Source organism: Pseudomonas sp. DWP3-1-2 (assembly GCF_049896285.1).
Classification (GTDB): domain Bacteria; phylum Pseudomonadota; class Gammaproteobacteria; order Pseudomonadales; family Pseudomonadaceae; genus Aquipseudomonas.
Window position 1 is genome coordinate 643,609 of sequence record NZ_JAFCTZ010000001.1, and the last position, 11,982, is coordinate 655,590.

The window sequence follows — 11,982 nt, forward strand, 5'->3', positions numbered from 1 at the left end:
TATGCCTGTCTTAATCGGTTTATTGATGCGCATGATTGGTCTTTCAATTGTCCCGCTTGGTTGGAAGTTGCTTCGCGGTCTTGGCTTTGCTGCTTTCTCCTATGTGGGCATCAGTGCTGTTCTTGATAAAGCCAAAGAGTTTGCATTTTCTTCACTCGGTGGTTTGCCTGCTGATTGGATGTCTGTTTTAGGTATGCTCAAAGTTGATGTTTGTTTGAATATCATGTTTTCCGCTTATCTCGCCCGTGCGATTCTTGCAGGTATTGATAAAGCTGGTAATAAAACATCCTTTAAAATGGGAGGGACTCCATAATGCTTTTTCTCCGAACGGGTCTTCCCGGTGCTGGTAAAACCCTTAACACCATCAAAGAAATTGATGAAGAGCATGCTGTCGATCCTAAAAACTCAGAACTTCGATTGCACAAGGATTCCCAAGATCCAAACTTGCCTCCACGAACTATTTATTACAATGGCATACCTGATCTTCAGACCGATAAGCTCAAAGCTAAATGGGTCGAATGGGAATCTCCTGAACAGTGGTTTGACCTTCCTGATGGTTGTGTGATCGTAATCGACGAAGCCCAGGGCACCTTTGGTACGGATGTGCGCACTCGAGTAGAGAAGGTGACTCGCTTCGAAAAGCACCGGCATCATGGTTGGGATGTGCATATTATTACTCAGCATCCTTCTCTGATTTGTTCACCTGTTCGTAAATTGGTTGGTAAGCACATAAATTTCATTCGCCCGTATGGGCGAACAAAAGGAGTATTCCGTCACGAATATGAGATGTGTGTTGATAGTCCTGAAAAACGCAATAACTTCAAAATGGCTCAAGAATCCAAGATTGAGTTTGACGCTCATTACTTCGGTTTATACAAATCTGCAACGGTTCATACTCATAAAAAAGTTACTCCTAGTTTTGTAAAAATCATGCCGCTCATTGCGCTTGGTGTTTTGATTCCCGTTGCTATTCTTGTCGGTGGTCTTTGGTGGCTTGTTCACAAGAAAGAAGCTGAAAGCACTGCCCACGCTGTCGACAAACCGGTCTCGGCTGCAATTGCTGCATCTGTTCCCCAGGGCAGTGCGGTGATGCCCAAATCTGGTTCTTCTCCTGAAAACCTTGATCCTGCTGTTTACATTTCTCAGTTCAAACCTCGTATTGGCGATGTACAAGCTTCAGCGCCTCGTTATGATGAGATGAATAAAGCCCGGGATTTTCCTCGACCTGTTTGCCTTTCATCTACTGATATTCGGCTTGTTAGCACTGCTAAAGCTCGCGGTCAGTCGGTCGGGGAGCACAACGGTGAATTGACTGCTTGTCAGTGTTACACCCAGCAGTCAACACGCATGAAAACCACTTTGGAGTTTTGTATGTCTGTTGTTGAAAATGGCTATTTTGACGACACTAAGCAGATGCCCACATATGCCAATCCTAATGGACCGTCTTCTCAAAGAAATTCAGAGAAACCCGACGTAGCCCCCCGAGGGCCCGCAGGGGGGTTACAGAGGGTTGCATCCCGTTCCGGTACTGATCCTACGATCGTTCCCGACAGCGAGTATCCAGCACGGCCATGGCGCAACGCTTCAAACTGAGGTAATGACATGAGAGAGCAGTATCGATTCAATCCAACCTTTGAGCGTCTTGATCTTCAAAACTCGCATGTGATCGACTGGAAATGGCTTCTTCAGGACCTTCGAGGCTTTAACTGGTATCTGACACGGCATGTGTGCTGGTTGGATTCTTACGACTATCACCCGTCCTATCAGCAATGAAGGGTACGCATAATGTATATTATGTTAAATGACGTTCTATGTCAGATGTGCTCATGAGCTATCGCCGGTACCGCCAGCTCCTTATCCATTACTGAGTTTGCTCTATGAGCACGTGGGATCTGTTGTGCACCCGAATACAGGCCACCATCAAGGCTTCTTCCGCTTGCGCTTTATCGAAAGCACTTGGATCCTTGCCATTGGCCAAACCATCAGAATCGAATCACCTGTAGAATACGACTGCCGCTTCACTGGTAACGGGTCTTTCATTACCTTGGTGTTCGAAGCCCCCTTCTTTGCCTTCGATGTTTGCGGTTGAGCGACTTGGTGACACGCTGTTCATAACAGAAAGTTCCGCTGTAAGCGGTGCTTCAATTCCAGGCCGTACCTGTTCAGGTGGTCTGCGTTTTATACTCTTGAAGAAGTTTCTGGCAGGACTCAGAGCTGACCCCCTCCGCGCCCGCATTCTCGATTAGAAACGAATGCTCATTGCGATCTGGTCGAGAGAAATTAAGTCTTTTTACAAATGGCTTGCTGTCTGCTTGGTGCTGGTAATGCGTAATCAGGATACGCATCCAACCTTTTTCGCCGATCGACTGGTCTTGACTGTTATAGAGAGCGTAAGCCTGAAAACCGCTAGCATATAGACTTTCACGAAGCTGCTGATTAGACAGTCCAATGAAACAACCAACTCTCCCAGGAGACAATCGTGATATGAGAATATCTGCAGCTCGAGAGCTACTCATGTTAGCTATGGGGGCAACGCCTGCACTATAGAGCTCTCGATCTACAACGCTATTTTCTATTGTTATTTCAGATGTGGCATCCAGGAAATTGCTGCCCAGAATCCGCGCTGCGTATACCCGATCCGTTGAGTTAAGTGCTGTAGCCAATTCGTTTAGGAGGTAGGTAGAATTTTTAAAATTATTTTGATTGCTAATGATGTCCCGGGTTATTAGTTCTATTTCTACATTATATTCATTTAGTTTATTATTAAGTCCGTATGCCGGCTCATCGAGAACATCCCTATAAGTAGACAAGCAATCCAAGTCAGTAAATACTTTAAGCTCCTTAAGTATCCCTAACCTTTCGCTGTCAGGCTTTGATCTGTCAGGTAAGGGCTTGTTGTATTTTGGATGAGTGTTAAGGATTTTATCCAGTATGAATGCGCGATCAGATCTTGTAAGCGCAAAACTGTCTGCCAGGGCTGTGGATATTGTCTCGCAAGACTGATTTAGAGATATGGCGCTCATATTCTGGTTTGAGGTGATATTGAATTTTTCGTTCGAAACAAAGTGTGTAAGTGTAAAAGAAGTACTAATGTTTTGAGAAAGCAACCCTTTTACTGATTTATTAGAATAATCAGGAAAACCGTTAGTAATACTAGACGTGAAGACGCTGGGATTTAAAGAGGTTTGAATTCTTATAAATCCTACTAATGTATTTTCCTCTCCGCGTTGAAACTGAAGAGGAATAAAAAAAGCTTGTGATTTGGAAAAAGGGTACGCAGTAATAGATTTGGATTCAGTGAGTTCACTTTTCAGCCGGCTCTTAAGGTTTCCGTTGGCAGCCTCACCAACACTTTGCAAAACAGTATCAGTCGCGATCCTATAGACAAAGGTGCCTGGAGATACGGCCGGCCCAATGACCCTAATTGCATCTTGAATATCTTTTATAGGAACTTCGGCACCCGAACTAGAACGAAGACCATAGTGAATCTGAACTACCGTGGCTTCGACCGGATACTCATTCGTGACCTGCTTATGCTCACCGGCAATGTCACACGCGCTTCCACTGCGCCTCAGGGTGAAGCCGGATACAGGAATCGACTTATCATCTATAGCGCCATTGGCCCCGATTTTCAAGCTCACAACAGAAGATAGTTCCTTGTCGTCGTACTTGAGTCCGGACAAGCACATCGTTGTCAATGCTTTGCCTGGCTGAGTCTTTAAGACTTCGGGCAGATCCCGATGTCCGGGTTCCATATACATGGCATCCACGCTCAGATAGCCCGAGTCGACCTTGGTGTTTTGTAGGACTTTCTGTTTTTTCGCATCCATCGACTTGGTGATATCAAACTCTGCTGGTGAGCTCATTTTGATCAAGCCTGGATTACAACCTGTGATTAGAAGCCCGCATAACGCCAGCCCAACTGTCTGGAGAGACATTTGTGCCATGGATAGTCGTTTACAGCGCTGAAGCAAGGCTGAAATAAGCATTGAGTGGATCCTTCCTATGAACGTTTCGTAGTTTCTAGAGCGTTGATTTGGGCTATCTGATGAACGGGTAGTGAAATCATTGAGGAAGGTATAGCTATGTAATATCACTTTTGCCACCTATCGTGAGGCAACAGTGGCGAACGTGCTGCACTTGCAGGTCCAAGATATATCCACGCTTCTCTGGATCGCTTTAGCGGCAGTATTCAGGCCCGGATGCTGTCCACCGCAGGGCAAGCGACTTTATCCCTGATGAGCATTCACCTATCTCCCCGCACGATACCTCGCATCCCGACTCGCGATTAGCCAATTCCTGCACAGCTCCTTAACGTGTTTGGCAAACGGCGTTCGTGGGCTTGCCCTGCGCGCAAGTCACGGCGCCCGTCTGCCGCCACCAAAAGGACAATAAGAATGTTCCGTTACTTCCCCACCAATTATGTCTGGAATGCGTCCATCAGCCTCGCCATCGAGATGGGCGCCCGCATGGGCGAGATTGAAGCAATGTGTGCGCCGTTGCATGAGGCCGCTAAACAACCAGACGCGGCCGGCAGCAAGGCTTTCCGAGAAACCTGGGCTAACATGGCCGATAAGCTGTGCGGTCTGGCTGAAGAAGATGAAACGGCAGGACGCTTGTTCTCCGCGGGTGAGAAATACAACCGAGCGGCTATCTACTACCTCACCTGCGAGCGTCTGCAAGGCCACGGCGCAAGCGGCCGTGAGGCGCTCTATCAGCGTTTCCTGCAGACCTTCGCACGCGGTATTCAGTTGTGCGGCGAGAATTGCGAGCGCGTAGAAATACCCTACGAAGGCGCCCATATCTCCGGACTGCTGGTGCGCGCGACAGGCGTGGACGGTCCGGCCCCGATCTTGGTGCAGCTCAACGGACTCGATTCGACCAAGGAAATGAAGTACCGCGTCGGCTTGCCTGCATGGCTTGCGAAGCGTGGTATTTCCTCGCTGATTATCGATCAGCCCGGTACCGGTGAGGCGTTACGCCTGCACAACCTGATCGCTCGCTATGACACTGAGCACTGGGCCAGCCGTGTTGTCGACTGGCTGGAAACCCGTAGCGATGTTGATTCCAAACGCATTGGCCTTGAAGGCGTTTCATTAGGCGGTTACTACTGCCCTCGCGCCGTAGCCTTCGAACCCCGCTTCGCCTGTGGCGTGATATGGGGCGCCAACCACGACTGGCGTGACGTGCAAAAGCGACGCATGGAGAAGGAAGGCGACTTCCCGGTGCCACATTACTGGGCTCACGTGTGCTGGGTATTTGGAGCCAAAGATGTCGACGAATTCATGACCATCGCCGAAAACATGCACCTGGATGGTGTGCTGGATCGGATCAAAGTGCCGTTCCTGGTCACCCATGGGGAAAAGGATACGCAGATCCCCTTGAAATGGGCGTACCGCACCTATGAGCAATTGGTCAACAGCCCGAAACGTGAGCTGAAGATATTCACTGATCGCGAAGGCGGCGTGCAGCACTCCAGTCTCGACAACAGCATTAATGCCGGGCACTACATTGCCGACTGGGTTGCCGAAACACTGGGCGGGCGTACTGCCTGATCAGTCTATAAGAAGGCGGTTTTTAGGCCGCCTTTTCTCTCCTCCTCCCCCTGCGTATTGATCACGCCCTGCTTTGCCCACTTCTGGCAGGCAGTTCAGCACGTCTCTGCTCCATTGCCGATCAACTACTCATACAACCTGCATGGATAAACCCGGGCCAGAGGATGGGGATAGTTATCCCTTTGATCCGGCCCGAGCGTTTCGATCACCTAGATAGGCTCAGCCAGTGTAATGAATGCCTCATGCATGATCTGGGCATGCTCTTGCTTGTTGCCACTGCTTTTTTCTATCTCGCACAGACGTGCTGACTTCTCGACCACCAATCGGCAGCGTTCCCAACGTCGTTCTTCGAAGCGACTCAGGGCCACCTGTAAGTCACACGGTTTCAAAAGCTCTTCAGCAAGCACGATGGCGCTTTCGATGCCAATACCCGCGCCAGACGCCAGATGGGGGGTAGTGGCATGCACCGTATCTCCAATCATCACGATGCGGCCTTTATGCCAGGGTAAAGGCACCAACAGATTAGCCAGTGGACGGTAATCGATATTGGCGGACGGCTCGTACAGTTGAGATACCAGCGTTTGCAGGATCGGAGCCGGAAACTCACCCAGAAGACGCGCCATTTCGCTGGGCCATGTTTCCGGTTCAATCCATTCGGAATGCTCGCGGTTTTCCATGATGAACATATACATATGCGTTTCTGATATCGGGTTGACCCCGACTTTAGTGCGCCCTAGCCAATGGCTGGGACGTACAATTTCCGGCGGCCGCTTCAGCACGGCGCGCCAAACGCTCTGGTGAATGGGCTTCGGCGCGGGTGCTTCAGGAAAGAACTCCTTTCGCATCCGCGAATGCACGCCATCGCAGGCAATTACCAGGTCGTAGCGCCCTGAGGTCCCGTCGGTGAAGGTGACCTCGACGCCCTCTGCGTCTTGAACAATGCTTTCGAAGGTCATACCAAGGCGCACGTGAGTGCCCGCCTCTCGCGTCTTATCGGCAAAGATGCGAGCCAACACTGGCCGCAGGATCCCTCCGCCACCGGGAATAGGTTTGCTGCTGACAGGGGGCCGAGTGGCCAATTGCACAATCAGTTCGCCTGCCGGTGAATAGACATCGAAATCCTTCGACAGATACCCTTCCCGAGCCACCGTCTCGAGGATCCCGACGGTGTCCAGCGCCCTCAAAGTAGGACCGCTGAGCGTGATCCCCGCCCCCAGCGGACACCACAAGGGATCGATTTCAACCAGATCGACTTCAATCCCCTCACGGGCAAGCTGGATGGCTGCCGTCATACCGGAGAACCCGCCTCCGATCACCAAGACCTTATTAACTGCTGCACTCATCACGCACTCCTGATTATTCTTATTTCTATCGGATTGGCATTGCGTGCGCGCCGATGCGCTCAGCGGCGCTGTCGACCGAATGCTGAAAACTCATAAGATTGCGACTGACAATGCCGGATCAGGAACGAGACTATCGGACTGGATAACCGCGCTGAAATCGCGTTACGCAATCCGAGGTATCGTCGGAGGTGATGGCTGTCGGGGGCAGGGTTCAGGCGGCCTTTTGTGGGCCTGAAGCCTGCGCGGATTGCGTACAGACGCCCTGCCCCACGCCCATGACAAAGGGGCCGCGGCGTGCGGCTTATCCAAGCCGCACGCCGTCAGCCTGCCTGCGTTCGACGACCGCGCTTCAAGCGCTTTCCAGTCCGTCCCAGCAGAGGTACTTCACCTCAAGAAACTCGTCGATTCCCAGATGGGACCCTTCTCGCCCGAGTCCACTCTGTTTTACTCCGCCGAAGGGTGCGACCTCATTGGATATCAAACCGCAGTTGATCCCGACCATGCCCGACTCGATGCGCGCAGCGGTGCGCCAGATACGCGCCGCATCACGGCTGAACAGATAAGCCGCAAGGCCATATTCGCTGTCGTTGGCCATCGTGATGGCTTCGTCATCGCTATCGAAACGCAGCAGTGGCATGACAGGGCCGAAGATCTCTTCACGGGCGACCCTCATTTCCTGCGTCACATCTGCCAGTAACGTGGGCTGAAAGAAACACCCGCCGATAGCATGGCGTGTGCCGCCGGACAACAGTCTTGCACCTTGGGCTACCGCATCATCAACAAGCGTTTGGGATTTTCGTACCGCCGCTTCGTCGATCAACGGCCCTACCTGCACACCCGGTTCCAGGCCATTACCTACCTTCAGGCGTGCCATGCGCTCAACGATGCGATGGGCCAGCGCGTCGTAAATCCCGGACTGCACCAATACCCGGTTCGCACCGATACAGGACTGCCCGCCGTTGCGAAATTTAGCCAGCATGACGCCGTCAGCGGCCGCATCAAGATCAGCATCGTCGAAGACAATGAACGGTGCGTTGCCACCTAATTCCATGGAGCATTTCTTGACCGTCTGTGCCGCCTGGGCCAACAGTATCCGGCCCACTTCGGTGGACCCCGTAAACGTGAGTTTGCGCACCAACGGGTTGTCCGTGAGCTCACCCGCGATGTCGCGGGTGTCATTCCCCGTGATCACGCTGAAAACACCGGCAGGCACGCCAGCACGTTGCGCAAGTTCGGCGAGCGCGAGGGCGGTCAATGGCGTCTGGCTGGCCGGTTTCACGACCATTGTGCAACCTGCCGCGAGCGCCGGAGCGGCCTTGCGGGTAATCATGGCAGCCGGGAAGTTCCAGGGCGTTATCGCGGCGCAGACCCCAATAGGCTCGCGCAGTACAACAATACGTTGGGTTTCTTTTACCCCTGGAATCAGATCGCCACGTACGCGAGTGGCTTCCTCGGAAAACCATCGTACAAAAGATGCCGCGTAATCGACTTCACCACGGGCCTCGTCCAGTGGCTTGCCCTCCTCCAAAGTAATCAGCGTGGCGATGTCTTCGCGATGCTCGATCATCAGCTCGTACCAGCGACGCAGCACCTCACCACGGTGTTTAGCCGTCAGGCGACGCCATGGACCAAAGGCCTCATGCGCCGCATCAATGGCGCGGCGTACTTCTGCTTCTCGGCATCGCGGCAGCTCAGCCAGCACCGTTTGATCTACCGGATTACGCAGCGTGTAGCAGCCGTGCGGAGTCTCGTTCAACCACTGGCCACCGATGTAGGCGCCCGTACGCCACAGGCTTGGGTCATTCAGTAAATGCTTCACTTTGCAGTCCTCGTACTCAGCAAGGGTTACGCCCGATCATGAAGGCGCTATCGGGATCCGAAGTCACCGGCAAACCGGCCGCGACCAGTCCTTGACGCAACGATTTCATGAGGCGATCCGGAACCCGCATGGCGGGCGCGCGAAGCGGGCCGCCGTTGAAGCCGGCTAGCCAGTCCTGGTACTTCCACATCGTGCGATTGAGCACCCCCGTACCACCCGCATATGTCTGCGCCGCTGCGCCGTTGGCGCCACGCGCCGGGTTGACTTTCCAATACAGCTCCATCGCCTCTTCGAATCGGCCGGTGCGTGCCAGTTCGAAAGCTTTCGGGTAGTAGTCGCTCATCCAGGCGGTGTTGCTGGTACCGGAAAACTGCAGCTCCATGAGGCTCATCAGCGGGATCGCATCGCTTTCGATCGGACAGCTGATCACCACCTGATCCCGGAAGTGGTGGTACATCTCGCAGATACCTGCGGGCAGCGGGAACCCCTGCTCGGCCTTGATGGCGGCGATATTCGGACAATCAGCCAGCAGACGACGGACCAACTCCAGGGACATGCCGGACGGGTGCACGCGCTCAAAACCCCAGAGCGGGATCGGAAACAGCATGACCGCAAGCTCCGTCGCGTCGCAGAATGACTTGGTGTAATCGTAGATTTCCTGCTCGCAGGTCGGCCAGAACTGCGGTGGATAGGAGAGCAGGACAATGTCTGCACCCGCTTTATCGGCGAGTTTGGCAGCCTCGATATTCTCGGCGAGCGTGCCAAACGCCGCATGGAAGAACAGGATCAGGTTCTTGCCGGATTCACGGGCCCACGCAGTGAATTGAGCGTTCTCCTGCGCAGTGATCGCAAGCTCGCTGCAGAGCAGCGTGGCGCTGTAACCGAGCCCGACCGTATGTTCAATGTCGTGGCGAATGCCCCGTTCATTGAGGCGCTTCAGGTCGGCACTGAAGCTGGGGATCGTGACTGCCGAGCAGCCAACCAGGTTTTCCCGCGCCCAGGCGCGGGCATCAGCTTTCTTGTAAGTTGCCATGATGACTTCCTTCAGAGGTGGAGGGGTTATTTCGAAACCGGGACGATACTGGCGGGTTGGTCGATACCCAGACCCTGCTGTCTGGCGCGCGCGTAAAGCATTTCAGCGATGACGACGTCCTGTAGGGCCGAACCCACCGATTTGTAGAGAACAATGTCGCGTTCGTTCTGGCGCGGATGGGCGCGACCCGAGACCAGATCTGCCAGCGGTATTAATTTTTCGGCGACTTTTACGCCGGCGCTGAGCGCCGCAATGGCGTCGCCCGTATCGTGAAGCACCTCATCGGGCATGTCGGCGATGATGCAGGCGGCGCGCTCCATCGTGTCTGCGTCAACCTCGCGCTGCTCAGGCAGGGTCGAACCCAGTGACACGACCGTAGCGCCTGCGCACAGCCATGCACCTTGCAATACGGGGGATTCGTCGCGGCTGCGTGCGGCGCAGATCACCACATCGCAGTCCTGCACCGCCGCCTGCGCGCTGTTTACCGCTTCGATATCCAGCGCTGGCCTGAAGCTCTCGGCAAAACGCTCGCGGTTCGCCGGCGTTGGACTGAACACCCGTACCCGAGCCACCTCTCGCACAGACTTCAGGCAATCGAGCGCGCCGCGTGCTTCAAACCCTGTACCAATCATGCCAACCCGCAGCGCTCGCTGAGGTGCGAGCAGATCGATCGCCAGCACAGCAGTTGCAGCCGTGCGTAGCCCCGTCACCCGGTTGCCGTCGATCAATGCGCTGAGCGCCATGGTTTGCTGATTGAACAACGCGATCAGGTAACTGGCGCAACGGGCCCGCATCGAGGCCGCGATCAACTTGCATCCCATGTGGCCGCCAGCGGGTGATACCGCCGTCAAACTGCGCAGCCAGATACCGTCGCCCCGCGCCATGGAGCGAGGCGGCACCATGGCATCCGCTGTGGGCCGGGCATAAGCATCGGCGAGTGCGGCGACAGCTGCGCCCCAGTCTGCGAGCGAGGCCACGTCGGTGTCGCTGAGGAAAAGTGTCGGCGCGATGGCCGAGGGGATGGTGGATTCATGCATATCGTTAACCTCGCAATCGGGTGTCCGTCATGGATTGACTGACACCCTACGAGGCACTTGCTGTCGCGAATACTGCGTGGAATCGAAAGCAGCTATCGTTCAAGTCGATGGCATGGCCAGGCTGCAGATCAGCTGGCGTACCGCCCGGGAAGCGCGGGTCAAGGGTCGCCGAGGCGACTCGACAAGCACTACAAAGCGCTCGAGCATGGGGTCGACGATGCGCGAAGAGGTCAGCCGCCGGTCCAGCGAACCCGGCAGTACAGAAGCAATCGCATAGCCGCCCCCCGCCGCAACCACTTCGTACTGGAGGTGCACGGAATCCGCCTCGACAGCGATGCACAAGGCCATGGCGTGCTCAACCGCCAGGTGATCGAGCCTGGCTCTGAGTAAGTGGGGACGCCCGGGCACCACCAATGGCAACCCGGACAACCGCCCCAAGGGGATATCCCGATTACGCAGGACGGGATCTGTGGCGGGCCCTACCAGGTGCAAAGGAACCCTGGCCAGTAGATACGCCTCACCGATGCTCATCTCATCCTCACGCAGGACCAACGCCATATCGAGACGACCATCGTGCAACTGCTCTTCGAGTTGAGCGCTTGCCCCTTCGATCAGGTGCAATCTGACACCCGGCATCTGCGCCCGAACTGTCGCAAACAGCGCCCCCGCATACCGGCTTACAGCAGAAGGCAGCATGCCTACCACCACCTCGCCCACCGGTTTCCCCCGCAGGTTACGAATGTCATCGGCAAGGCCTTCGGCGTCCGCGAGAAGGCTCGATATGCACGGCAGTAACTGCTCCCCGAACTCGGTCAGAACCACACCCCGTCCGGTCCGATGAAACAGGCGCTCGCCACATTGCGATTCGAGCATCGCAATATTTCGACTCACCATGGACTGAGGCATGTCAAGTAAGGCAGCGACTTTACTTAAACTTCCCACCGTGGCGACACGTATAAATAATATCCATCGAGGATCGACAATGGTTAAAACAGAAGAAGCACCATGAGGTGCCGCGTCAAACATATAAGTAGTGTTGAGGTTTTTATTGTTTTTCATGTCGCCCCACTCCAAAACCATGGCGTGCCTTGAAGCCTGGACCACCAGGCGAACCTGCACGCCGGGTTCACGGTAGAGCCCTGGCTCAGGCCTTGCACGCGATATCTTCCGCTCACCCATCGTGAATGGCGATACG

General features: G+C 54.4%; 9 protein-coding genes. 3 read left to right on the forward strand and 6 right to left on the reverse strand.

Going from position 1 to position 11,982, the window contains the following annotated elements:
* Position 1: 1 nt before the first annotated feature.
* Both ACP7B0_RS03080 and ACP7B0_RS03085 read left to right on the forward strand, forming a co-directional pair.
* Positions 2 to 313 (forward strand): DUF2523 family protein, encoded by a 312-nt coding sequence (locus ACP7B0_RS03080; protein ID WP_426139442.1) that lies wholly within the window; start codon positions 2 to 4, stop codon positions 311 to 313.
* On the forward strand, positions 313 to 1,593 hold the full coding sequence (locus ACP7B0_RS03085; protein WP_426139443.1) for a zonular occludens toxin domain-containing protein: 1,281 nt from the start codon (positions 313 to 315) through the stop codon (positions 1,591 to 1,593). Before ACP7B0_RS03080 ends, ACP7B0_RS03085 begins: the two co-directional genes overlap by 1 nt.
* Before the next feature lie 569 nt (positions 1,594 to 2,162).
* Here the strand turns inward: ACP7B0_RS03085 and ACP7B0_RS03090 are convergent.
* Positions 2,163 to 3,989 (reverse strand): hypothetical protein, encoded by a 1,827-nt coding sequence (locus ACP7B0_RS03090; protein WP_426139444.1) that lies wholly within the window; start codon positions 3,987 to 3,989, stop codon positions 2,163 to 2,165.
* Positions 3,990 to 4,397: 408 nt separating this feature from the next.
* Between ACP7B0_RS03090 and ACP7B0_RS03095 the strand changes: the two genes are divergently transcribed.
* Positions 4,398 to 5,555, forward strand: coding sequence for an alpha/beta hydrolase family protein (locus ACP7B0_RS03095; RefSeq protein ID WP_426139445.1), 1,158 nt, complete (start codon positions 4,398 to 4,400; stop codon positions 5,553 to 5,555).
* A 209-nt stretch (positions 5,556 to 5,764) separates the two neighbouring features.
* Here the strand turns inward: ACP7B0_RS03095 and ACP7B0_RS03100 are convergent, their stop codons facing one another.
* The 5 genes from ACP7B0_RS03100 to ACP7B0_RS03120 form a co-directional block, all read right to left on the reverse strand.
* Positions 5,765 to 6,898, reverse strand: a complete 1,134-nt coding sequence (locus ACP7B0_RS03100; protein WP_426139446.1) for an FAD-dependent oxidoreductase — start codon at positions 6,896 to 6,898, stop codon at positions 5,765 to 5,767.
* A 349-nt stretch (positions 6,899 to 7,247) separates the two neighbouring features.
* A complete protein-coding gene (locus ACP7B0_RS03105) occupies positions 7,248 to 8,717 on the reverse strand; it encodes an NAD-dependent succinate-semialdehyde dehydrogenase (RefSeq protein WP_426139447.1) in 1,470 nt (489 codons plus the stop codon).
* Between the two features lie 16 nt (positions 8,718 to 8,733).
* Positions 8,734 to 9,750, reverse strand: coding sequence for a dihydrodipicolinate synthase family protein (locus tag ACP7B0_RS03110; protein WP_426139448.1), 1,017 nt, complete (start codon positions 9,748 to 9,750; stop codon positions 8,734 to 8,736).
* A gap of 26 nt (positions 9,751 to 9,776) precedes the next feature.
* Positions 9,777 to 10,787, reverse strand: a complete 1,011-nt coding sequence (locus ACP7B0_RS03115; RefSeq protein ID WP_426139449.1) for an ornithine cyclodeaminase family protein — start codon at positions 10,785 to 10,787, stop codon at positions 9,777 to 9,779.
* Between the two features lie 99 nt (positions 10,788 to 10,886).
* Positions 10,887 to 11,846 carry a LysR family transcriptional regulator gene (locus tag ACP7B0_RS03120; protein WP_426139450.1) on the reverse strand — a complete coding sequence of 320 codons (960 nt, stop codon included), beginning with the start codon at positions 11,844 to 11,846 and terminating at the stop codon, positions 10,887 to 10,889.
* Positions 11,847 to 11,982: the final 136 nt, after the last annotated feature.